The organism is Shewanella vesiculosa, from assembly GCF_009994065.1.
Taxonomy (GTDB): domain Bacteria; phylum Pseudomonadota; class Gammaproteobacteria; order Enterobacterales; family Shewanellaceae; genus Shewanella; species Shewanella vesiculosa.
The window spans coordinates 52,082-74,856 of record NZ_JAACSD010000009.1 but is presented as its reverse complement, the minus strand read 5'-3'; the positions used below and the strand labels follow the sequence as shown (position 1 = coordinate 74,856).

At 42.1% G+C, this 22,775-nt stretch carries 22 protein-coding genes; 12 read left to right on the top strand and 10 right to left on the bottom strand.

Annotated elements, in window-relative coordinates:
- Positions 1–20: 20 nt before the first annotated feature.
- Genes GW828_RS11110 through GW828_RS11095 form a run of 4 tightly spaced genes read left to right on the top strand, consistent with a single transcriptional unit; the run spans position 21 to position 3,730 of the window.
- The gene (locus tag GW828_RS11110) at positions 21–1,223 is read left to right on the top strand and encodes a beta-ketoacyl-[acyl-carrier-protein] synthase family protein (RefSeq protein WP_182755915.1); all 1,203 of its coding nucleotides are present in this window, start codon (positions 21–23) and stop codon (positions 1,221–1,223) included.
- 4 nt (positions 1,224–1,227) lie between these two features.
- Complete coding sequence (locus GW828_RS11105) at positions 1,228–1,731, top strand: hotdog family protein (protein WP_273058898.1); 504 nt, start codon at positions 1,228–1,230, stop codon at positions 1,729–1,731.
- Positions 1,732–1,781: 50 nt separating this feature from the next.
- Positions 1,782–2,507, top strand: a complete 726-nt coding sequence (locus GW828_RS11100; RefSeq protein WP_124017455.1) for a 3-ketoacyl-ACP reductase FabG2 — start codon at positions 1,782–1,784, stop codon at positions 2,505–2,507.
- A complete protein-coding gene (locus GW828_RS11095) occupies positions 2,504–3,730 on the top strand; it encodes a beta-ketoacyl-ACP synthase (protein WP_273058901.1) in 1,227 nt (408 codons plus the stop codon). The genes GW828_RS11100 and GW828_RS11095 overlap by 4 nt, the downstream gene beginning before the upstream one ends.
- 91 nt (positions 3,731–3,821) lie before the next feature.
- Here GW828_RS11095 and GW828_RS11090 read toward each other — a convergent pair whose 3' ends face one another.
- The 7 genes from GW828_RS11090 to GW828_RS11060 form a co-directional block, all read right to left on the bottom strand.
- Positions 3,822–5,324, bottom strand: a complete 1,503-nt coding sequence (locus GW828_RS11090; RefSeq protein ID WP_182697727.1) for a methyl-accepting chemotaxis protein — start codon at positions 5,322–5,324, stop codon at positions 3,822–3,824.
- An 8-nt stretch (positions 5,325–5,332) separates the two neighbouring features.
- The gene (locus GW828_RS11085) at positions 5,333–5,944 is read right to left on the bottom strand and encodes an SCO family protein (RefSeq protein ID WP_273058903.1); all 612 of its coding nucleotides are present in this window, start codon (positions 5,942–5,944) and stop codon (positions 5,333–5,335) included.
- Between the two features lie 587 nt (positions 5,945–6,531).
- Positions 6,532–7,125, bottom strand: coding sequence for an FMN-dependent NADH-azoreductase (locus GW828_RS11080; RefSeq protein ID WP_273058905.1), 594 nt, complete (start codon positions 7,123–7,125; stop codon positions 6,532–6,534).
- A 136-nt stretch (positions 7,126–7,261) separates the two neighbouring features.
- On the bottom strand, positions 7,262–7,756 hold the full coding sequence (locus GW828_RS11075; RefSeq protein ID WP_124017450.1) for a thioesterase domain-containing protein: 495 nt from the start codon (positions 7,754–7,756) through the stop codon (positions 7,262–7,264).
- A gap of 46 nt (positions 7,757–7,802) precedes the next feature.
- On the bottom strand, positions 7,803–8,240 hold the full coding sequence (gene dtd / locus GW828_RS11070; protein WP_124017449.1) for a D-aminoacyl-tRNA deacylase: 438 nt from the start codon (positions 8,238–8,240) through the stop codon (positions 7,803–7,805).
- Positions 8,241–8,336: 96 nt separating this feature from the next.
- Positions 8,337–9,320 (bottom strand): alpha/beta fold hydrolase, encoded by a 984-nt coding sequence (locus GW828_RS11065; RefSeq protein WP_124017448.1) that lies wholly within the window; start codon positions 9,318–9,320, stop codon positions 8,337–8,339.
- Between the two features lie 5 nt (positions 9,321–9,325).
- Positions 9,326–10,303: a virulence factor BrkB family protein gene (locus GW828_RS11060; RefSeq protein WP_124017447.1), complete on the bottom strand. Its 978-nt coding sequence runs from the start codon at positions 10,301–10,303 to the stop codon at positions 9,326–9,328.
- Positions 10,304–10,408: 105 nt separating this feature from the next.
- On the opposite strand from GW828_RS11060, the gene GW828_RS11055 reads away from it, so the two are divergent.
- Positions 10,409–10,633: a hypothetical protein gene (locus GW828_RS11055; protein ID WP_011635820.1), complete on the top strand. Its 225-nt coding sequence runs from the start codon at positions 10,409–10,411 to the stop codon at positions 10,631–10,633.
- 58 nt (positions 10,634–10,691) lie between these two features.
- Positions 10,692–11,339 (top strand): DUF2959 domain-containing protein, encoded by a 648-nt coding sequence (locus GW828_RS11050; RefSeq protein ID WP_124017446.1) that lies wholly within the window; start codon positions 10,692–10,694, stop codon positions 11,337–11,339.
- Positions 11,340–11,453: 114 nt separating this feature from the next.
- Here the strand turns inward: GW828_RS11050 and GW828_RS11045 are convergent, their stop codons facing one another.
- Positions 11,454–11,924: an Lrp/AsnC family transcriptional regulator gene (locus GW828_RS11045; protein WP_124017445.1), complete on the bottom strand. Its 471-nt coding sequence runs from the start codon at positions 11,922–11,924 to the stop codon at positions 11,454–11,456.
- A 212-nt stretch (positions 11,925–12,136) separates the two neighbouring features.
- The gene (glnA, locus tag GW828_RS11040; RefSeq protein WP_124017444.1) at positions 12,137–13,546 is read right to left on the bottom strand and encodes a glutamate--ammonia ligase; all 1,410 of its coding nucleotides are present in this window, start codon (positions 13,544–13,546) and stop codon (positions 12,137–12,139) included.
- 480 nt (positions 13,547–14,026) lie between these two features.
- Between glnA and typA the strand changes: the two genes are divergently transcribed.
- The 6 genes from typA (at position 14,027) to GW828_RS11010 (ending at position 21,177) form a co-directional block, all read left to right on the top strand.
- Positions 14,027–15,838, top strand: coding sequence for a translational GTPase TypA (gene typA / locus GW828_RS11035; RefSeq protein WP_124017443.1), 1,812 nt, complete (start codon positions 14,027–14,029; stop codon positions 15,836–15,838).
- A 299-nt stretch (positions 15,839–16,137) separates the two neighbouring features.
- The gene (gene ppnP / locus GW828_RS11030) at positions 16,138–16,449 is read left to right on the top strand and encodes a pyrimidine/purine nucleoside phosphorylase (RefSeq protein ID WP_124017442.1); all 312 of its coding nucleotides are present in this window, start codon (positions 16,138–16,140) and stop codon (positions 16,447–16,449) included.
- Between the two features lie 133 nt (positions 16,450–16,582).
- Positions 16,583–17,107 (top strand): DUF4124 domain-containing protein, encoded by a 525-nt coding sequence (locus GW828_RS11025; RefSeq protein WP_273058910.1) that lies wholly within the window; start codon positions 16,583–16,585, stop codon positions 17,105–17,107.
- 139 nt (positions 17,108–17,246) lie between these two features.
- Positions 17,247–18,284 carry a nitrogen regulation protein NR(II) gene (gene glnL / locus GW828_RS11020; RefSeq protein WP_124017440.1) on the top strand — a complete coding sequence of 346 codons (1,038 nt, stop codon included), beginning with the start codon at positions 17,247–17,249 and terminating at the stop codon, positions 18,282–18,284.
- A 36-nt stretch (positions 18,285–18,320) separates the two neighbouring features.
- The gene (glnG, locus tag GW828_RS11015; protein WP_124017439.1) at positions 18,321–19,733 is read left to right on the top strand and encodes a nitrogen regulation protein NR(I); all 1,413 of its coding nucleotides are present in this window, start codon (positions 18,321–18,323) and stop codon (positions 19,731–19,733) included.
- A gap of 214 nt (positions 19,734–19,947) precedes the next feature.
- Positions 19,948–21,177, top strand: a complete 1,230-nt coding sequence (locus tag GW828_RS11010) for a sensor domain-containing diguanylate cyclase (RefSeq protein ID WP_273058913.1) — start codon at positions 19,948–19,950, stop codon at positions 21,175–21,177.
- Between the two features lie 94 nt (positions 21,178–21,271).
- Here GW828_RS11010 and GW828_RS11005 read toward each other — a convergent pair whose 3' ends face one another.
- A complete protein-coding gene (locus GW828_RS11005; protein ID WP_124017437.1) occupies positions 21,272–22,648 on the bottom strand; it encodes a GntP family permease in 1,377 nt (458 codons plus the stop codon).
- Positions 22,649–22,775: the final 127 nt, after the last annotated feature.

The window sequence follows — 22,775 nt, the reverse complement described above, 5'->3', positions numbered from 1 at the left end:
AATAGGCCATATAAGCAAATATGAATAGTCGCATTGCAATAACTCACATTGGATTGTGTACACCTCTGGGCAACTCGCCTGAAGAAGTGTTGCCACGTCTCATTAATGGTGATGTCAGTGCCATGCAATGGCGCGATAATTTGCTGTTCAATGCGCCCACATTAGTCGGTTGCGTTGATGATAAACGTTTAATTGCTATCGCCGATCATTTAAGCCTGTTTGCTTGTCGGAATAATCGTTTATTAAACACCGCTGCTCAGCAGCTTATCCCTGCCGTTGAGCAAGCCAAGCAACGTTTTGGAGCCGATCGGATTGGCGTCGTGTTAGGCACGAGTACCTCAGGTATTTCTAAAGGCGAAGCGGCGTTAAAATATAAGCTTGAACATGGCAATTTCCCGCCAAGCTACCATTATTCACAGCAGGAACTGGGCAGTACTAGTGAGTATCTTAAGCAGTTATTTTCGCTATCAGGCCCTTGTTATACAGTCTCTACAGCGTGTTCATCAAGCGCCAAAGTGTTTGCCAGTGCCCAACGATTACTTAATGCCAATTTATGCGATATGGTGATTGTGGGTGGCGTAGACAGTTTATGCCAACTAACCGTTAATGGCTTTGCTGCATTAGAGTCGGTATCCAAAGGTCATTGTAATCCATTCAGTCGCCATCGTGATGGGATCAATATTGGTGAAGGTGCAGCCTTATTCACTTTAGAACGCGGCCAAAGCGATGTAATGCTAGCGGGAATAGGCGAGTCTGCCGATGCACATCATATTTCAGCGCCACACCCCCAAGGGCATGGCGCAATTGCCGCTATGCAATTGGCGCTATCTGCCGCTAATATTTCGCCGCAGCAGATTAATTATGTCAATCTGCATGGCACTGCCACACCTAAAAATGATGCCATGGAGTCTCGCGCAATAAATGCGGTATTTAACCATTTATCACCACTGTGTAGCTCAACTAAACCACTAACTGGCCATACCTTGGGAGCTGCTGGAGCCATTGAAGCAGCCTTTTGCTATTTGTTATTAAGTCCCCTTAATCATAGTAAGCGCCTACCTCCTCATGTCTGGGATGGCCAATTTGATGATAACGACCCGCAAATCTCCTTGATTAATGCCCACAGTAATACTGGGCTCAGTGAACTCAATTTCATTATGAGTAATTCATTTGCCTTTGGCGGTAGTAATGCCAGCCTGATTTTTTGTCGAAAGGATGCCTAGTTTCATGTCTACACTCACAGCTGATGCTGCTATGTTAGCGCAAGATGTTAGCAATTTTATTCCGCACCGTGCGCCGATGATCTTAATCGATAAGCTGTTAGAGCATCGTCCAGATAGCCTAACCACAGAAACCCATATTAGCCCTAGAAGTGCTTTTTTTAATAGCAAAATCAATGGGGTGCCTAATTATGTTGCGATAGAGTATATGGCTCAAAGCGTGGCGGCATTAGCAGGCATCGAAGCTCGACTAGACAACGAAGCTATCCTCGCCGGTTTTTTACTCGGTACCCGCAAGCTACAAATGCATATAGACACTTTTACCTTAGGCCAGTCATATCGCACTCAAGTGACTAGACTGTACCAAGAAGAGTCGGGATTAGCGGTATTTGATTGCCATATTTATCATCAAGATACCTTAATAGCACAAGCCAATATCAATGTGTTCCAACCCAAAGATACCCAAGCTTATATTGATGAAAGCCAAGCCACTGCTAAGCATGATCAATAAACCTTTTTACATCCCATTGGAGTTCCTCGAATAAATCACGGAGAGACATTTTGAATAACAGAGTATTAGTTACCGGTTCAAGCCGAGGAATAGGCAAAGCCATCGCGATAAAATTAGCCGAAAATGGCTTTGATATTGCGCTGCACTTTCACAGCAATCATGCCGCAGTGGCGCAAGTACAAAAAACCTTATTAGATCTTGGTGTTCAAGTTAGCGTATTGCAATTTGATATTGCTGACCGCCAGGCAGTTAAGCTTGCTATCGAAACGGACATTGACGCAAATGGTGCTTATTACGGGGTAATTCTGAATGCTGGCATCAACCGTGACACCGCCTTTCCTGCCATGACCGAAGAGGAGTGGGATAGCGTGATCCACACCAATCTTGATGGTTTCTATAATGTTATTCACCCAACGGTGATGCCGATGGTACAAGCACGTAAAGGCGGGCGCATTATCACTCTCGCATCAGTATCTGGCATTGCAGGCAACCGTGGTCAAGTCAATTACAGCGCCTCAAAAGCGGGGATTATTGGAGCCACTAAAGCGCTGTCTCTTGAATTGGCAAAGCGCAAAATTACTGTCAATTGCATTGCCCCAGGGTTAATTGAAACCGATATGGTCAGCGATATTCCAACCGAAATGGTTAACCAAATAGTGCCGATGAAACGCATGGGTAAACCCAGTGAAATAGCGGGCCTGACTAACTTTTTAATGTCAGATGATGCCGCCTATATTACTCGTCAAGTGATCTCAGTTAATGGAGGCATGATATGAAGCGTGTGGTCGTGACTGGAATTGGCGGCATTTCTGCATTAGGCCAAGACTGGCAGCAAATTAAAGCGAGCCTATTAGCTAAACATAATTGTGTCATTCGCATGGATGAATGGGACAGATACCCAGGCTTAAATACTCGTCTTGCGGCACCAGTCACTGAGTTTGTTACTCCTAAGCACTATTCACGCAAAAAAATTCGCTCCATGGGTAGAGTGTCTCTAATGGCCACTCGAGCCAGTGAATTAGCGTTAGAGGATGCGGGGTTATTAGATGATCCTATTCTTAATTCTGGCCAAGTTGGAGTCGCTTATGGTTCATCAACTGGCAGCACCGATCCCATTATTGGATTTGGTGAGATGTTAAAAACCGGCGAAATGTCTGGCTTAACCGCCACCAGCTATATCCGTATGATGGCACACACAACGGCAGTCAATGTGGGGGTATTTTTTGGCTTACAGGGCCGAATTCATACCACCAGTAGTGCATGCACATCAGCCAGCCAAGGCATAGGCTACGCCTACGAGGCGATTAAGTACGGTATGCAAACGATTATGTTGGCCGGCGGTGCTGAAGAACTTTGCCCGACTGAAGCGGTAGTATTTGATACCTTATTTGCCACCAGCACCAAAAATGATCAACCAGAGCTAACACCACGCCCATTTGACAGCCAACGAGACGGTTTAGTTATCGGTGAAGGTGCGTGTACACTAATATTGGAGGAGCTTGAGCATGCTCAAGCGCGTGGCGTTAAAATTTATGCTGAGTTAATTGGTTTTGGCACAAACTCAGATGGCCAGCATGTCACCCAACCCAATTCCAAAACGATGGAGGTGGCGATTCGTTTAGCCTTAACGGATGCCAAATTATCCGAACAACAAATTGGCTATATCAGTGCTCATGGTACGGCGACAGATCGGGGAGATGTAGCCGAAACGGCTGCAACTTATGCGGTCTTTGGCGCTAATACGCCAATCTCATCACTTAAAAGTTATACCGGCCATACTCTAGGGGCTTGTGGCTCATTGGAAGCCTGGACCAGTATCGAAATGATGAATGAGGGTTGGTTTGCGCCAACGCTTAATCTCACGGATATTGATTCTGAGTGCGCACAACTCGATTATATTAAAGACGAGATACGCTACATAGATACCAATTATATTATGAGCAACAACTTTGCGTTTGGTGGCATTAATACTTCATTAATCTTTAAACGCTGGCGCTGATCGCAGCAAGCTGTATAAGCCCAACTAGCTGTCTGCGACAAGCAAATAATAAAACAGGCGAAAGTTATCCATTCGCCTGTTTTACTGTGGATTACACTTTATAAGCCGCTGCTTTAGCTTGATAATCTTCGGTGATTCGTTTCATCTCTACCGCTCCACCGGCCAATTTTTGCACCTGTTCCGATAGCAGCACTACCGCTTTGGCATTGTCTAAAATCTCCGCACCAATTTGAGTCAGTCTACCCGCTTGCTCTTGGGTACCATTAGCCACATTGTTACTCAAAGTCGCCACTTGGCCAATCTGACCAGAACGTTGATCTAACCCTTGGGCAATATTATTTGTATGCTGTACATTTTGGCTCGTACGCTGCCTACCTTGATCCATTGACTCAACGGTTTTTAACATGCTGACATTCAAACGACTGAGTACTTTTTCAATGCTATCGGTCGATTGACTAGTCCGTTTTGCTAGAGTACGAACTTCATCTGCCACAACCGCAAAACCTCGGCCACTCTCACCCGCTCTCGCCGCTTCAATGGCTGCGTTTAATGCCAGTAAGTTAGTCTGATCTGAAATACTGCGGATCGCCTGAAGTAAAGTGGTGATCGAAGTGACATCTTGAGTTAAATCAGTCATCGACTCGGTCACTTCAGTCATATTGGTTTCTAGCGCCTGCATGTCTTTCATGATATTTAATGCACTTTGACGATCACCAATACTTGAGGTTGCCCCCTCTCTTGCTTGATCAGCAGAAACTTGGCTATCGTGAGCCATTTGCTGAAAACTATCGATCACATGTTGAGTCGATTCGGCAATAATTCCAGCTTGAGCATTTTGCTGTTGAACCCCCTGCTGAGCTTGCTCGCTCAAGCTCATCAAATTATCTGAAGTACTGCCCATCTTGACGGCAATATCGCGATAGTCATTAAATAGCTGCGACAACTCTTCGAGCATTAAATTAAAGGATATCTCCGCTGGTGTGTCAGCAGAAGATAAGCGTATCGATAAATCTTTATTAGACGATATCTGCTCGATGGCACCGGCAATACGTTGATTGGCAATGGCATCGGTGCGCATAAAAAAGGCAATACGAATAAGAATAAAGGTTTCGGCGGCAGCAAATAATGCATGGACCAACATGATGGTCCAGTTGCAATCGCCGGCAAATATCATCACTGGAGTATCAAACAAGCTCACACCTTGCAGCTGAATATAGGTTAAGCCAATATGATGTACTGCAACGGTAAGAAGCGAGGCCAGTAAAGGCTGCCAGCGTAAGTAAATTAAAAACACCCCCATAGAAGCAAAAATATGAAAATGCATTTCAATCATGCCCATTTGGCTTTGGATCAGCAACGCCGAGACGGTCATCATGATCACAGCACCAACAATCGCAAATAACTCAGTCCCCTTTAGCAGACTATAGCTAAGCTGTACTATGACTAAAATCGCGACTGCCGAAAAGGTACTGAAAGTCAGCATTTTTGCGCCAAAGAAACCGCTAATAAACAATAATGGCGCTTGCAACATTAAAATTTGATATATGTGTGAATCGTGTTTTTTTAACAGTTCAATTGTGTATTTATCACTCATAGACATACCTAAGTTTCAGAGGAAATAATTTGCTTAAGTTCAAGCAACATTTTTTGAGTTGAAAGCTGCTTCGACGTGTAGATCCGCTTGACCGCCCCATTAGGCGACAATAAAAACAACTTGCCGACATGATTAATGCTGGCGAGCTCAAGATTAATATTTTCAGATAAACGTCTATCCAGTTGCTGTAAAGCATCGTCAGACAATGACGCACTCACAAAACGCGGTGAGATATCATCTATTATGCTTTTACGAACTGCCAGAGTGTCATTGTTGGGGTCAATCGTCACAAACATAAATTGCACCTCAGCTTCAGTTAACAAAGCATCCTGCTGTATGTGTTGCTCCAATTGCATCATTTGTTGGATCCGTATCGGGCAAATTTCAGAGCACGATAAAAAACCCATAAATAAATAAGTGTATCCTGCAGAAGAGACAGGAAAGTGATGAATGTGCTTGTCAACGCCTTGCCAACTAAAGCTCAGCTGTTCGCTGTCATTGCGACTAATGCCATATGCCTGCTCATTGGCAGACCATTGGCTAACCACCATCAATATAGGCACAAGACCTAAGGTGATAAAAATCAGCACTATTGCAATCGCTACTCTTTTTAAATGCATAAGTTCATATCAATCAGCATAAAATCATTATAGTCACTATTTTATATTTGCCCATAGCGCCCTCAGGCATCATTAATAAGTGAGCCTATTACATTTTTTACCATAGCCGCGACAATACGGTTCAAAATGAGCTTTAGGTTCATTCAATGAGTAAATTAATTTTTTAATAGTAGTATAAGTATCACAAAGGCAAATGCTCAGTAACGGAAGTAATCTAGAGTCTGCTGAGCTATGAAGGCTGTTTTAGCAACAAACTATTGGTCCATAGCTCAAACCGTGAGTGATCTAGTTTCGTTGTGTCGTTACGCTATATAAAAAAGCCAATAACGCTGTAGAAATGGCCAACAAGGTTACCAAAGGGTCGACTAAAAGTATTTTACTCATTGTTGAGCGAATTTTGCTTAGATTGCCAGGCAGCAATCGCCTCGCTTAACACGCTTTAATCTCGAAAAAATTTAACCAAAAATAGATCAACCGCCTATCAAAGGTAATAGACACAATTAGTATAAAAAAACACCTAAACCCGCAATGGGTTTAGGTGCTCTTAACTCGAAAACTGACTTAACTTAACCTGAACTCGGGTTAACTTAGAGTGTAATAGCGTCAATCGCTTTTTTAGCTTGGCTTATCCCAGCTTCTGCGGCATCTGGGCCCATGTTTAATGATTCAGCATAAACGGTTTCAACATCAGTAATCCCAATAAAACCAAGAACTGTGATTAAATAAGGCACTACGTGATCTGTGGTGCCACCTTTATGAGCCCCGCCGCGGGTGGTCACTATAATGGCACGCTTACCTTCAATCAAGCCAACTGGGCCGGTATCGGTATAAGTAAAAGTCACGCCAGCACGGGCAATGAAATCGATCCAACTTTTTAACGTAGTTGGTATGCTAAAATTGTACATTGGTGCAGCAATAACAATAGTGTCATGAGCTTTAATTTCAGCCACTAATTCGTTCGATAGGGCTAATGCAGCTAATTGACGCTCAGACAAATCATCGCCACCACGAAGACCAGAAGCAATTTCACCATCTAACATTGGTACTGGTTCACGGCCTAAATCACGCACAGTAATTTGCGCACCTTTGCTGCTCCATTGTTGATTTAAATAATCAACTAATGCTGAAGATTGTGAATAACTGCCTAAAACGCTTGATTTTAAAATTAATACTTTTGCCATTGTTAAGTCTCACCCATATGTTTGTTAGGTCATATGGCTACACGCCTGACCAATTGAGCCAGTATATTAGTCTATAAAAAAGAAGAAAAGTGCATTAATTTCGCAATAACATTCGATAAAATAGAAAGATATTAATTCAATCTACACTAGATGATTGTTGTGGCAAAGACACAAACTGGCCAGTGAACGTAGCGCACATGATCTCATCGCAATACAAGGCGACCTCTAAAGTCATCTTGACGCGTCTACCTCTGGTTAATGGAGTTAAATCGGTATAAGGCCAAATCACTTTAGCATAAGGCTGTTTAGTAACAGGCTTCAAATACCTTACTTTCGCATCAGCCAAGACAATGTCGCCATGAGCTTGTGACAACTGCTGCTGTAACCACACCATTCCCCATCCAGTTAGGGTCATTAAAGTATAAATGCTGCCAGCAAACATGGTGTGATGTAAGTTAATGTTGGGCTCAATTGGTGCGGTCACCTTTAAGCTATCGCCATTGAATAATACTGGAGTAATCCCCATAAATTTACTGACAGGAATAGTGTTGTGCCAAGTTTCACACAAGGTTTTGAGCAAGGCTGTCACCTTAGCGTCTGATTGTGCTTCAGTGAACGACATATCAATCATAACGGCATCCCTCCGATGGTTGATCTATGATGACAATAGAACTGTCCTATACCTGCAGATTGAAGGTTACAGGGCCATCATTGACCAACTCGACCTGCATATCTGCACCAAATTGACCCGTCTCGGTCATAACCCCTTGTTGACGGCAATACTCCACAAAAGCCAGATAAAGACTATCAGCTTGCTCGGGTGTTGCGGCACAAGAAAAACTCGGTCTTAAACCTTTACCAGTATCAGCTGCCAAGGTAAATTGTGACACCACTAATAATTTGCCACCAACTTGAGCCAGATTTAGATTCATCTTGCCATTTTCATCACTAAACACCCGATAGTTAATGACTTTCATGGCTAATTTAGCCATTTTATCAATATTATCTTCGCGCTCCACACCGAGTAGCACTAATAAGCCTTGGTCAATTTTGCCGACTATTGCGTCGTCTACCGAGACTGATGCGCGTTTAACACGTTGAATTAATGCAATCATAACCATCCTAAAAATATTCTATTTAGCGACATTTTTTGGATAACATCATATTAAATAGAACAACATTAACAAATTATTATTAAATGAAGCTGTTTATTAGCTGAACTTAGATGCCGCGTTATCTAAACGTAAAATGGCTTGGGTAACGGCTTGAAAAACGGCTTGATCCGTTAAGGCATGATATCCCGCGCTAACATGCTGATAATCTATAGATTGATGACCACACTCTTCAATAAACGCCGTTAATATATGTTGAGGACAAACCCAATCATATTCACCTTGGATTAATACTGTTGTGGCCTCAATAGCGCTTGCAAGTGTTTTAAATTGGCTATACACATCAAAAAAATGCTGTTGCACATAATGATGACCTATTTTCGCGCAGCTTAACGGTTGGGCTACCTCGCCCATAAACTGACTTGGCTGCGCTAATGCATATTCCCACATAAGCCAGTGTTGCACTGCATTTTCAACTACTTGTGGATTATGATGATTGAGAACAACTTGGTAAGCATTCATAAGGTGATCAATAGCAATGGCCGGACTATGTGTATCGGCCTGTGGTAAAGCCGTTGTAAGCTTGGGCTCAAGAACATCAATGAATCGTGCATATTGAGTGTTAAAAAACTGGCTTGCACCATTAGGTCCATATAACCAATTTATGCCAAGTTGAGAGGGAATAAACATTCCCCATAACACTTGAGCGATCACGCGGCTAGGATACAAACCACTGTACAACCAAGCCAATGTCGCGCCAAAAGAACCTCCGGCTAAATACCATTGCTCAACATCAAAGGTGCACCTTAGCGTTTCAATATCAGCCACCAAATCCATTACTGTGTTGTGCAATAGACACCCAGATGGTAACGAGCGTCCCGCGCCGCGTTGGTCAACAAAATAAATATGAAACCCTGTACTAACAAATAAGCTTAGCTCACTCCGGCAACAACCTGCACCCGGGCCGCCGTGTAAATACAATAATGCTGGGCCCTTTTCGCAACCATATTCAGCAACATGTAATTGATGACTGTTACCCACATCAACAAATTGCTGTTGAATAAATAGCGGTAATTCAGTCATCAAGATTAATACTTATCAGTTGAGGAAACCGATCCAGTAGACGGCTTATCAACTACTAAAGGATCATGCACATTGTGTAGGCTTTGCTTTTCAGTCTCTGAAAATATTTCGGCTTTAAGATCTTCTGCAATGACAGATAAGCCCTCTAAATATTCTGGTAAAGCCGCGGTAATTTCAGCACCAAGCAAAACAATAATCCACGATAAATATACCCAAACAAATAAAATAGGAATAACCGCCAGCGCCCCATATATCGCTTCGTAACTTGGAAATTGAGTCACATAAAACGCAAAGCCTTTTTTACCGGCTTCAAACAAAACTGCTGCAACAATGGCCCCTAATAAGGCATGTGAAAACTGCACTTTTTTATTCGGTACCACCATGTACAACAGTAATATTGAGGCCGCAGAAAACAGTAACGGCAGGCGTTCAACAATCCACGGCACTAATCCAGACAACTCACTGCCAGTTACCACCTCTAATGACACAACATATGAGGTTGCCACCAAACTAGCACCAATAAGCACAGGACCTAGGGTCAATACCATCCAATACATTGAAAAAGAAACAACATATGAGCGTTTATCAGTAATTCGCCAAATATTATTGAGCGCTTTATCAATAGCGGAAATCAGCATAATAGCAACGAACACTAACGCAATAATACCGACAAAAGTGCCTTTAGATGCATTGGCAACAAACTCATTAATATAAACTTGAACCGTATCCCCTGCAGCAGGGATAAAATTATTATAAATAAACCCTTCAATGTTACCTCTAATGCCTTTAAACACCGGAAAAGCCGATAACATCGACATGGTGACGGCGATCATAGGCACCAATGACAGCAGGGTCACATAAGCTAAATGCCCTGCGCGGATATTAATTTGATCTTCTGTCAGCCGTTGTTTGAGATGGAGTAGAAACTGCCAAATCCCACTCAAAAAAGCCACAATAGGGCTGTAATTAAACTTTTTGGGCATAATAATCCTTATTTAATACCTCGTTAGTGGAGATAACATTTGTATTAAGTCACTAACTTCGTACAATGTTATAACATATTAGTCATCGAATAATGGAGCAAATTGATGTCACAACAAGGTTCGGCGGGCAATGTGCTCGCAGCTGTCGCGAGTTTGTTTTTCCCGGGTTTAGGGCAGCTTTTACAAGGGCGTATCTTAGCGGCTTTATTATTTTTCTGCATTACTGCCGTTTGCTATTTCTTTTTTGTGCTGGTGATCCCTGCAATCATTGGTGGTCTATTCCATTTGTGGAGCATCATCGACGCTGCAAAATTTAAATCAGGCAGTTAATCAAATAATTAACCTCAGCGAAGTCTTTTTCGCCTCACACAATAAAAGAGACACATTGATGAAAAAATGGATATCACTGGCACTATTAAGTAGCAGTTTACTGTTGAGCGGTTGTCAAAGCGCCTACTACGGTGCAATGGAAAAAGTCGGCTATCACAAGCGCGACATTATGGTTGATAGAGTACAAAGCGCTAAAGAGTCGCAACAAGACGCTCAAAAGGAGTTTAGTTCTGCGTTGGCAGAAATGCAGGCATTATTGGCATTTGATGGCGGTGATTTAGAAGATGCCTACAATAAAGCCAAAGATGAGTATGAGTCAGCTCAATCTGCAGCTGATGAAGTCAGCAATCGCATTGAGAAAGTCGAAGATGTCGCTGATGCATTATTTGACGAATGGCAAACTGAAATCGAAGAAATTAGCAAAGCCAGTTTACGCCGCAACAGCACCAACAAACTCAATGAGACCAAGCGTTCATATAACTCGCTGGTCAAAAGCATGCGTCGTGCCGAAGCCAAAATGCCACCCATTTTAACGGCAATGAAAGATAATATGTTGTATTTAAAACATAACCTAAACGCGCAAGCGATTGGGGCCATTAAAGGCGATTTTGCCAATTTACAAACCGACATATCCAGCCTGATTAACGACATGAACAAATCAATTGCTGAATCAAATAAGTTTATTGAGTCAATGGAGCAAGGCTAGCCATTAGCAAAAACATCAATTCAATACCCAAAAGCACTGTCTCTACATTCGTCATCTATGATGTTCTGACAGCTGCTTTGGAGATTGTTGAACTGATTGATATTCCAGGGTAGCTCAATCGATCGGCGATTCATCTACCGGTAAGGCAGTGCGGCTAAAAATTTGCTTTAGTACCACAGTGGTTTCAATGCTCGCGACAAACTTGAGGTTACCAAGAGATTTCTTGATGAAGTGCTCATAGGAAACTAAGTCTTTAGCAACTATTTTGAGCACATAATCATACGCCCCAGTCACTACTGCACACTCCATCACTTGTGGGAGTTGCGCCATAGTAGATTCAAATAATGCGGTTGATTGATCAGTATGCTCAGTTAAACGAACCGATGTATAAACCACCACATTCAAGCCTACCTTTAGCGGATCAACTTGCGCACCATAACCTAAAATAACCTTATCTTGTTCAAGCTTTTTGACTCGTCGCAAACAAGGAGTATCTGACATATTAACCTTGTCGGCCAATTCAGAAACTGCCATTCGGCCCTGACGTTGCAGTATTTCTAATAGCTTGAGGTCTTTCTTATCCATTGAACACATCGTTTTTGAGTGAGTGATTAACGGTATAAATATCACACTCTTGAGTGAAATCCTCTAAAAACTTACGTTATTCACAAAAATATCAAACAATTGCGCACTACAAAAAATAAGCCTGACAATATTGTTATTTTTTCACATAAAAAAAACCCGATAAGTGATTATCGGGTTTTGTTGACTGATTTATTGCCGAAACAATTGAGTCATTACAAGCTGTAGTACATTTCAAACTCAAGTGGATGAGTAGTACGTGCTACACGCTCAGATTCTGCTGTTTTAAGCTGAATATAAGACTGAATAAAGTCTTCGCTGAACACGCCGCCTTTAGTTAAGAACTCATGATCCGCTTGTAAATTTTCTAGTGCGTTTTCTAATGAAGTCGCAACCTGTGGAATTTCAGCCGCTTCTTCAGCAGGTAAGTCATATAGATCTTTATCCATCGCTTCGCCTGGGTGGATCTTGTTTTGAATACCGTCAAGACCAGCCATTAGCAATGCTGCAAAACCTAAATATGGGTTTGCATGTGGATCAGGGAAGCGCGCTTCGATACGACGACCTTTAGGGCTTGGTACCACTGGAATACGAATTGAAGCACTGCGGTTACGAGCAGAATACGCAAGCATGACTGGCGCTTCAAAATGTGGCACTAAACGCTTGTAAGAGTTAGTGCTTGGGTTAGTGAATGCATTCAATGCACGAGCATGCTTAATGATGCCGCCGATGTAATAAAGAGCAAGGTCACTCAAACCAGCATACTTATCACCAGCAAATAAGTTTACGCCATCTTTAGACAAAGATTGATGCACGTGCATACCACTACCGTTGTCGCCAACGATTGGTTTTGGCATAAATGTCGCCGTCTTGCCATAAGCATGAGCCATGTTATGAACGACATACTTAAGAATTTGAATTTCGTCCGCTTTTTTAGTCAATGTGTTAAAACGCGTAGCGATTTCGTTTTGACCGGCTGTTGCCACTTCATGGTGATGCGCTTCAACCACTTGACCCATTTCTTCCAGCACTAAACACATTGCTGAACGTAAGTCTTGTGAAGAGTCAACTGGTGCAACTGGGAAGTAACCACCTTTCACCATTGGACGGTGACCAGTGTTACCTTCTTCATAGCTTTTAGCTGAGTTCCATGAAGCTTCTTTAGCATCAATTTTAACAAAACAACCTGACATGTCAGTACCAAAACGGACATCGTCAAATAGGAAGAATTCAGGCTCTGGACCAATCAATACTGTATCTGCGATACCAGTAGAAATTAGATACTGCTCAGCTTTTTTTGCAATTGAACGTGGGTCGCGATCATAACCTGTCATAGTACCAGGCTCTAAAATATCACAACGAATAAGTGCGGTTGTTTCTTCAGTAAAAGGATCAAGTACAAACGTTGTAGGATCAGGCATGAGTACCATGTCAGATTCATTAATGCCTTTCCAGCCTGCGATTGAAGAGCCATCAAACATTTTACCGTCTTCAAAAAATTCTTCATTTACTTGATGAGAAGGAATAGAAACGTGCTGCTCTTTACCTTTAGTGTCGGTAAAGCGTAAGTCTACAAACTTAACTTCTAACTCTACAAGTTGTTTTAAAACTGATTCAACTGACATTCTCAAGCCTCCGGTAGGGTAAAGGGTTGTCCCTTAATATAATCTTGGTATTCGCCAGATGGTGCATCTGGAAAACGAATCTGTGCATAATGGTCTGTAATAAGCGATATTCATGCCACTTCGCTAACTAATTGATTTTATTGATATGAGACTTCTATCAAATCTTCAAAAAAATAAATCTGCACCATCTTCGAGCACCACTATGTTTCATCATGGTGCAAAAGTCCATAATAGTACACCCTGTAAATATGGCTATTTTAAACAATGTCACATTTTTGTATTACAGTATGGTTATGCTTAATATATAAACGTTTTATGCTGTTTTTTAATCCATAGCAAGCGATAGATTTACAAGTGTTCAAAAATAATCCTATCTACAAAAGCTGCTGTGAAGTAGAATGGCACGCTTTTTTACAGTAGCTATAACCTATAACTACTGTTAGATCCTTTTTTTTTATTTGCTGGTTTAGAGGTTTATCCGTGCTAGAGAATTTACGTAACATCGCCATTATTGCCCACGTTGACCATGGCAAAACAACCCTGGTTGACAAAATGTTGGCGCAGTCAGGAACCCTTGCATCTCGTGGAGAAGCTACTGAGCGGGTTATGGATTCTAACGATCTTGAAAAAGAACGTGGGATCACCATTCTGGCAAAGAACACAGCCATCCAGTGGAACGACTACCGTATTAATATCGTAGATACTCCTGGCCACGCCGATTTCGGTGGTGAAGTTGAACGTGTTCTATCTATGGTTGACTCAGTATTACTTTTGGTTGATGCAGTTGATGGTCCTATGCCACAAACTCGCTTTGTAACCAAGAAAGCATTCGCTCAAGGCCTTAAGCCAATTGTTGTTATCAACAAAATTGACCGTCCAAGTGCTCGTCCTGATTGGGTTATTGACCAAGTATTCGATTTATTCGTTAACTTAGGTGCCACTGACGAACAACTCGATTTCCCAATCGTTTATGCTTCGGCATTAAATGGTTTTGCAACCTTAGATCCAGATGTAGCGAGCGATGATATGACGCCGCTATTCCAAACTATCGTTGAGAAAGTGTCTTTCCCAGATGCTGATGCAGAAGCGCCATTCCAAATGCAAATTTCTCAAATCGATTATAACTCATACGTGGGTGTTATCGGTATTGGGCGTATTACCCGTGGTAGCGTTAAGACTAACCAACAAGTGACCATTATTGGCGCTGACGGTAAGACACGTAACGGTAAAATGGGCCAAGTATTAGGTTACATGGGTCTAGATCGTACTGAAGTACCAATTGCAAATGCTGGTGACATCGTTGCCATCACAGGTTTAGGCGAGCTTAAAATCTCTGACACTATCTGTGCTGTGAATGCAGTAGAAGCAATGCCACCGTTAACTGTTGATGAACCAACACTAACGATGACATTCCAAGTAAACACTTCTCCGTTCGCGGGTAAAGAAGGTAAGTACGTTACTTCACGTAACATTCTTGAACGTTTACAGACTGAATTAGTTCACAACGTAGCACTACGCGTTGAAGAAACAGAAAGTCCAGACCGTTTCCGCGTTTCAGGTCGTGGTGAATTACACTTATCGATTCTAATTGAAAACATGCGTCGTGAAGGTTATGAATTAGCTGTATCGCGTCCAGAAGTTATTCTAAAAACAATCGATGGTGAGTTATGTGAACCATACGAAACAGTTACTGTTGATGTTGAAGAAGATCATCAAGGTACCGTAATTGAAAAATTAGGTGTTCGTAAAGGCGAAATGAAAGACATGCAGCTTGATGGTAAAGGTCGTGTACGTATCGACTTCGTTATCCCAAGCCGTGGCTTAATTGGTTTCCAAACCGAATTCTTAACTGCAACATCTGGTACTGGTCTAATTTATCATTCATTTGATCATTACGGTCCACACAAAGGTGGCGATATTGGTCAACGCGCTAACGGCGTATTGATTTCAAACGCAACAGGTAAGGCACTAACATTCGCGTTATTCGCATTACAAGACCGTGGTCGTATGTTTATTGGTCACGCTGCTGAAGTGTATGAAGGTCAAGTAGTGGGTATTCATGCTCGCTCTAACGATTTGACAGTAAACTGTTTGAAAGGTAAGCAGCTAACTAACATGCGCGCATCAGGTACTGATGAAGCACAAGTATTGACGACTCCTATTACACTGACACTTGAGCAAGCTCTTGAATTCATCGATGATGATGAATTAGTTGAAGTAACTCCTAAGAACATCCGTGTTCGTAAGAGATTCTTAACTGAAAACGAGCGTAAGCGTAATAACCGCAGTTAATTACCATTAATGAGTGGCAACACTCATTAAGACCTAAAAAGCCCAGATGCCTGCATCTGGGCTTTTTGTTGCCTGATCTCTACAGGCTAAATGCAAAAGAGCCTAGGACGCTGCGCTGCTAGTACGCTTCGCGGCTAGAGGCTATAAAGTCAACAGCTTAACAGCAAAGCGATTCTAGCTGTGACGTAGTCACGCCCTAGCAGCGAAGCGACGCTAATGATACAAGATGAAAACATTTAACTAGATATTTCCGACAAACGCAGATAGATTCAACTCAAGATGATTTTTAAGGAGAATATATGAGTATGTTGCAACAGGTAAGCGTCGCTAAAAAAGCCAATGTGTATTTTAACGGTAAAGTGATTAGTAGAAGTGTGGTGTTGGCTGATGACAGTAAACAAACTTTAGGTGTTGTGTTGCCTGGTGAATATGAATTTGCTACTGCTCAAGGTGAAATAATGCAGGTCATCTCAGGCGAATTTGAAGTGTTATTGCCTGGTCAAACTGAATGGGCAGTCTATGCTACAGGTACACACTTTCAGCTTGCACCAAATGTGAGCTTTAGTATCCGTACGGCACAAATTTCAGAGTACTGCTGCCAATATATATAGGGTTATTGCACCTTAATAAACAATATTGATTTAATAGTGCCCGCTTACATTCAGCTTAAACAACACAGTTTAAGCTGATTTTTTTTATAAAAACGTCTACTCTAATTGAAACTATCGTTTTATGGAGTGCATTATGCGTATTCTCATCCTTATTGGTTTATTATTATTAAGCGCGCAAAGCCTCGCAACCGTTTACCGCTGGGTCGATGAAAATGGTAAAGTGCATTACTCAGATGAAGCGAAAAAGAATGCTGAAGCTGTTGATCTAAAAGAAAATACGCAGAATAATATAACCATTAACACTCCCACCAAAATCAACACCACTGAGCCAAAAGAAGCCCCAATTAGCTACTCAATCTCAATCACTTCTCCTCAAGAAGAGGCAACGATTCGAGATAATAACGGCGCGTTCACTGTATCAGTAAGTGTCTTTCCGGAACTGCCTCGCGGTGTGATGATGACATTATTGGTTGATGGTATTGTCACTGCACCACCTCAAGCATCAAATATATTTACATTAACCGGCATTAACCGAGGTGAACACTCACTGGTTGTTAATGCTGTAACACAAAGCGGCAAAGTCCTTGCATCAAGCTCTCCTAGAAAGATATTTCTTCACCAAGCATCTGTATTTGGACCCGCAAGAAAGTCCAAGTAAATAAGATAAAAATCAGTTTATTCATTAACTTAAAAAAATATGTGTGACTACTTATCTTAGTGAGAGCTTGTGTGTTTCGGGTTGCGAATTGCACCAATTCGGTGCAATATGATAGTGCAACCCTATACTAGGACGGCTAATGGACACAAATAACCTGCTCAATCACTTAGTTACCGCTGTGCTGGTTATTAATAATCAGCTCAAGCCATGTTATGCCAATGCTGCTGCTGAACAATTATTGGGGGTCGGTAACCACAAGCTATTAGAACAAACGCTTCCTGAACTTTATCAGCTTATGGGAGTTGAGCCACAGTTATTGCGCGATGCCGTTAATGCCGGCCAAGGGCTCACCATTAATACTGCCGTATTGATTACCCTTGATGGTCAGCATCACACTGTTGATATTACCTTGATGCCAATTGAAAATGATAATAACCTCAGCATCTTAGAACTGCGTCAAGTGGATCAACAGCGGCGTATTCATCAACAGCTGAATATGGACGCGCAACAGCAAGCTGCACAGTTTTTGGTCCGTAACTTAGCTCATGAAATTAAAAACCCACTGGGCGGCCTTCGTGGTGCGGCACAGTTATTGTCTCGAGAACTAACTTCACCTGATTTAAAAGAATTTACCACCTTAATCATCGAACAAGCAGATAGGTTGCGTAATCTAGTAGACCGCTTACTTGGCCCGCAACGTCCGACACAGCATACACAACAAAGTATTCATCAAGTCATTGAAAAAGTGCTTAAACTAATTGAAATGGCGCTGCCAGACAATATCCATTTAAAACGAGATTACGACCCGTCCATTCCTGACATTGAAATGGACTCAGATCAAATGCAACAGGCTGTATTGAATATTGTCCAAAATGCCATTCAGGCTTTAGAGCATTGTGGCGGAGATATTGTTATCCGCACTCGCACCCAGCATCAGGTCACGATTGGAACCCACCGCTATAAAGTGGTACTTGCATTGTCGATTATTGATAACGGCCCAGGTATTCCATCTGAACTATTGGATACCCTTTTTTATCCTATGGTTACCGGTCGGGATGAAGGGTCTGGATTAGGTTTATCCATTGCACACAACATTGCCCGATTACACCGCGGTCGCATCGATTGTATTTCGGTTCCAGGTCATACCGAATTTATTATTAATCTGCCATTACAATAACTAGCATGCCCTATGTAGGCAGAATGAGGTAGTAACATGAACATTAGTGAACAAGTTTGGATCCTCGATGATGATAGTTCGATCCGTTGGGTACTCGAAAAAGCTCTTAAAGGCGCATCACTGTCAACAGCCAGCTTTGCTGCTGCAGAATCTTTATGGCAAGCCTTAGAGGCATCTCAACCACAAGTCATAGTGTCAGACATCCGCATGCCAGGGACTGATGGGTTAACCTTACTGGATCGCTTACAGCTGCATTATCCGCATATTCCAGTGATCATCATGACAGCTCACTCTGACTTAGACAGTGCGGTGAGCGCATATCAAGCAGGTGCATTTGAATACTTGCCCAAACCGTTTGATATCGACGAGGCGATTAATTTAGTAGAACGCGCACTGACTCATGCCACAGAGCAAACACCTCAGCCGGTGATAGATACTTCGATTAAAACCCCTGAAATTATTGGTGAAGCACCAGCGATGCAGGAAGTTTTTCGGGCCATAGGTCGCTTATCTCGTTCGTCAATTAGTGTATTGATCAATGGTCAATCAGGTACAGGTAAAGAACTCGTTGCCGGGGCATTGCACAAACACAGCCCGCGTAAGGAAAAACCCTTTATTGCGCTTAATATGGCTGCCATCCCAAAAGATTTGATTGAATCAGAACTCTTCGGTCACGAAAAAGGAGCATTTACAGGTGCCGCGAATGTGCGCCAAGGTCGTTTTGAGCAAGCCAATGGCGGTACCTTATTTTTAGATGAAATTGGTGATATGCCAATCGATGTGCAAACTCGGTTATTACGAGTACTTGCTGATGGACAATTCTATCGTGTTGGCGGCCATCAAGCTGTGCAAGTGGACGTTCGCATTATTGCTGCAACCCACCAAAATCTTGAAGTATTGGTACAAAAAGGCACCTTCCGTGAAGATTTATTTCATCGTCTCAATGTGATTCGAGTTCACCTACCGCCATTATCACAGCGTCGTGAAGACATTGCCCAGCTCGCTAATCATTTTTTAACCACAGCAGCAAAAGAAATTGGCGTAGAGCCCAAAATATTAACCAAAGCCACCGCAGTAAAACTGGCTAATTTACCTTGGCCAGGCAATGTGCGACAACTGGAAAATACGTGTCGATGGTTAACTGTAATGGCTTCTGGACAAGAAATATTACCACAGGATTTACCACCAGAATTACTTAAAGATCCGGTTAGCAGCCAACAGAAAACAGCTGGAGCAAGTGATTGGCAAACCGCGTTAACAGATTGGATTGATGAAAAGCTTGCTGCGGGTGAAAGTGATTTATTAACTGAAGTTCAGCCTGAGTTTGAGCGTATCTTACTTGAAACAGCGTTAAGACATACTCAAGGCCATAAACAAGAAGCAGCTAAACGCCTCGGCTGGGGAAGAAATACTCTGACTCGTAAATTAAAAGAGCTATCAATGGACTAAAAGCAGAACTACACAATATAGCCATAATGATGTTATAACATTGTTAAGCTTATTGCTGTGGCAGCACTATTTTTGTCTAATTCTAATATAAAACATGATCTCAAATAGTCGACGTTACCGCATTTACACATGGCATTGACTTGGCTGCAGAAGCAATAGTATACGTACCATGAAAATTGCGGCCTAAAATGTAATATTCAACTAAGGACAGATTGTGAATTCTGATGCTCCTTTTGGTGTGGTTATTCATCAAGACTTTATACCACTGTATGCAGATGATAGTTATGCAAAAATCTTCGGTTATCAAACCGCTAAAGAAATCTTAGCGCTGAAAAGTATTTTAGAGTTAATCGATCCTGAACTACAGGATCTCGCGGCACACACTTACTATGCATTAATGAGTGGAATCGAAAAGCCTCAGGTGCGAAATTATATTAATCGTAACCGTCTTGGTATGACGATTAATGTATTAGCCATTGAACACCTTGTCGAATGGCAAGGTCGAACAGCACTGCAAATAACGATTGTTGATTTAACCGAAGTCACCGCACTCAAACAAGCTGTTGTACAAAGTGAGCATCGCTATCAACAGTTAGCTAATGGATCGGTGCAAGGTGTTTTGGTGCATCGCAACTTTAGCCCGCTATATTGTAATGAAACACTCGCGACCCTACTTGGTTACCCTAATCGCCAAAGTATTATGTCACTAAAATCTATTATGGGTATCATTGAACCTAGTTATCAAGCACAGCGAATAGAGGCTAACAATGCATTGCTAGCCAATACCATTACACCTCATACTGTCGATATCCAGTGCTTGCATTCAAGTGGTCGTCTCATATGGGTAAAAATACTGGAGACTATTATCAGTTGGGAGGGACAACCCGCCACTCAAATGACCATGACCGATATTACTGAATCTTATTTGCTAGAGGACTTACTCAATAAGGAAATCTATATTGATTACCTTACCAAGGTGCTGAATCGACGAGGACTATTGCATTTTAGTCAGCGATTAATAACCGATACCAATCTTAAACGTGAGCACCTTTATTGCTTATTGATCGGCGTAGACGATTTAAAGCAAATTAATCATTTATTTGGCCATAAAATGGGTGATAAAGCCCTAGTTAATTTTGCTCAACATTGCCAAAACAATCTAGGTGAAATCGACTTAATCGCTCGTTGGAGTGGTGATGAGTTTATTGCCATCATCCAAGCTAATAGCAAAAAGATAGTCTTAAATATTGCCGAGAATATTCGCCATAGCAACGACGATACATCGCTAATAGAACCAGAAACCAATAAGCCTATTCGTTTTAGCGCCAGTGTTGGCGTGTCGAACTGGCAAGCCGATGATACTATCGACAGTTTTATTTTGCGGGCAGATTCAGCATTAGAGCAAGCTCGATCCCAAATAACTAATCAACTTGTTTTTACATAATATAAAGGCGATCAACACACTATATTACATGAACAAAAAGCCGCTACTGCGGCTTTTTAGTATCGAAAATATCAACCCCATCACTGGCTGATATTTACAACAGTATGCTTAGTGAACCCACAATGATAAAGGCAATAGTACCCAGTAGGGTTTCCATAACGGTCCACGTTTTTAAGGTGGTTTTTTCATCCATTCCCATTAAACGTCCAACCAACCAAAAACCGGAATCATTAAAGTGTGATAACACCGTTGAACCACCAGCAATGGCAATAACAATAAAACATAAATCCAAAGCACTTAATCCAGCGGTTGCCGCTACCATAGGCGCAATTAACGCCGCTGTTGTGGTTAATGCGACGGTTGCCGACCCTTGTGCCACCCGAAGACAGGTGGCAATGACAAATGCCGCAACGATTAGTGGCATACCTGTATGTGACAATGCATCCGCTAATGCCTGACCAATTCCACTTGCACGTAATACGCCACCAAACATGCCACCGGCACCCGTCACTAATATAACCGCGCAAATAGGCCCTAATGAGTCGCCACACAATTTCTCAAGCTGTTGCATACCATAGTCTTTGGCAAATACCACTAAACATACTAATAAGGTAATCAGTAATGCAATTGGCGTCTTACCCAGCATTCGCAGTAATTCAACTAATGGTGACTTACCATCGATAACGCCAGCAACGGCTAAGGTGTTTAGCCCAGTGTCCATAAAAATGAGTATCACAGGTAACAGCAAAATCGACATTACCGTGGCAAAGTTCGGGATCTTATCGACATCGATAATCGGAGCTGTACTGAGGAACACTTTTGACACGGGAATATCAAATTTTTTACCCGCATATAACCCAAATAAATAAGCACCAATATACCAAGTGGGGATCGCCACCATCATGCCAACAAAGAGTAATAAACCAATGTTAGCGCCGAGTAAATCCGCAGCCGCTACCGGTCCAGGATGTGGAGGAACAAACGCATGCATCACGGCAAATGCACCGGCAGACGGTAACGCATACTTAAGAGGTGAATCGCCAAAGCGTTTAGCTACACTAAAAATAATCGGCATCATCACAATTAGGCCGGCATCAAAAAATATTGGGAAACCAAATAATAACGAAGCAATACCTAAGGCTAATGGGGCTTTTTCTTCACCAAAACGGCAAATTAAACTATCAGCAAGCACTTTCGCACCGCCAGTTACCTCCAAAATCTTCCCTATCATAGCGCCAAGACCAACAAGCAAGGCAACAGAAGCTAAAGTGCCACCAAAACCCGCCATCATTGTTGGCACCACTTGATCACTGTTAATACCACTGGCCAGTGCTGTTGCCACACACACCAATGTTAATGACACAAAAGCGTGCAGTTTCATTTTAATAATCAGTATTAATAACGCGATAATGGCTAGCGCAGCGATCATCAGCAAGTAAGTCGGGTCTGCGGTTGGTACTATTGTGTCCATACTATATTCCAAAGAGATTAATGAGAGTGCTAATTCGAATTCACAAACCTCAATGAGATCAGTAAACTCAAGGCATAAACTGAGCTGAAAAAATAAGCCTTTAATTATATAAGCTTATATTAAGGAA

What these genes read in the sequence shown, in the direction of transcription:
- GW828_RS11110 (WP_182755915.1), top strand. Translation starts at nt 21, where the DNA reads ATGAATAGTCGCATTGCAATAACTCACATTGGATTGTGTACACCTCTG.
- GW828_RS11105 (WP_273058898.1), top strand. Translation starts at nt 1,228, where the DNA reads ATGTCTACACTCACAGCTGATGCTGCTATGTTAGCGCAAGATGTTAGC.
- GW828_RS11095 (WP_273058901.1), top strand. Translation starts at nt 2,504, where the DNA reads ATGAAGCGTGTGGTCGTGACTGGAATTGGCGGCATTTCTGCATTAGGC.
- GW828_RS11090 (WP_182697727.1), bottom strand. Translation starts at nt 5,324, where the DNA reads ATGAGTGATAAATACACAATTGAACTGTTAAAAAAACACGATTCACAC.
- GW828_RS11085 (WP_273058903.1), bottom strand. Translation starts at nt 5,944, where the DNA reads ATGCATTTAAAAAGAGTAGCGATTGCAATAGTGCTGATTTTTATCACC.
- GW828_RS11080 (WP_273058905.1), bottom strand. Translation starts at nt 7,125, where the DNA reads ATGGCAAAAGTATTAATTTTAAAATCAAGCGTTTTAGGCAGTTATTCA.
- GW828_RS11075 (WP_124017450.1), bottom strand. Translation starts at nt 7,756, where the DNA reads ATGATTGATATGTCGTTCACTGAAGCACAATCAGACGCTAAGGTGACA.
- dtd (WP_124017449.1), bottom strand. Translation starts at nt 8,240, where the DNA reads ATGATTGCATTAATTCAACGTGTTAAACGCGCATCAGTCTCGGTAGAC.
- GW828_RS11065 (WP_124017448.1), bottom strand. Translation starts at nt 9,320, where the DNA reads ATGACTGAATTACCGCTATTTATTCAACAGCAATTTGTTGATGTGGGT.
- GW828_RS11060 (WP_124017447.1), bottom strand. Translation starts at nt 10,303, where the DNA reads ATGCCCAAAAAGTTTAATTACAGCCCTATTGTGGCTTTTTTGAGTGGG.
- GW828_RS11055 (WP_011635820.1), top strand. Translation starts at nt 10,409, where the DNA reads ATGTCACAACAAGGTTCGGCGGGCAATGTGCTCGCAGCTGTCGCGAGT.
- GW828_RS11050 (WP_124017446.1), top strand. Translation starts at nt 10,692, where the DNA reads ATGAAAAAATGGATATCACTGGCACTATTAAGTAGCAGTTTACTGTTG.
- GW828_RS11045 (WP_124017445.1), bottom strand. Translation starts at nt 11,924, where the DNA reads ATGGATAAGAAAGACCTCAAGCTATTAGAAATACTGCAACGTCAGGGC.
- glnA (WP_124017444.1), bottom strand. Translation starts at nt 13,546, where the DNA reads ATGTCAGTTGAATCAGTTTTAAAACAACTTGTAGAGTTAGAAGTTAAG.
- ppnP (WP_124017442.1), top strand. Translation starts at nt 16,138, where the DNA reads ATGAGTATGTTGCAACAGGTAAGCGTCGCTAAAAAAGCCAATGTGTAT.
- GW828_RS11025 (WP_273058910.1), top strand. Translation starts at nt 16,583, where the DNA reads ATGCGTATTCTCATCCTTATTGGTTTATTATTATTAAGCGCGCAAAGC.
- glnL (WP_124017440.1), top strand. Translation starts at nt 17,247, where the DNA reads ATGGACACAAATAACCTGCTCAATCACTTAGTTACCGCTGTGCTGGTT.
- glnG (WP_124017439.1), top strand. Translation starts at nt 18,321, where the DNA reads ATGAACATTAGTGAACAAGTTTGGATCCTCGATGATGATAGTTCGATC.
- GW828_RS11005 (WP_124017437.1), bottom strand. Translation starts at nt 22,648, where the DNA reads ATGGACACAATAGTACCAACCGCAGACCCGACTTACTTGCTGATGATC.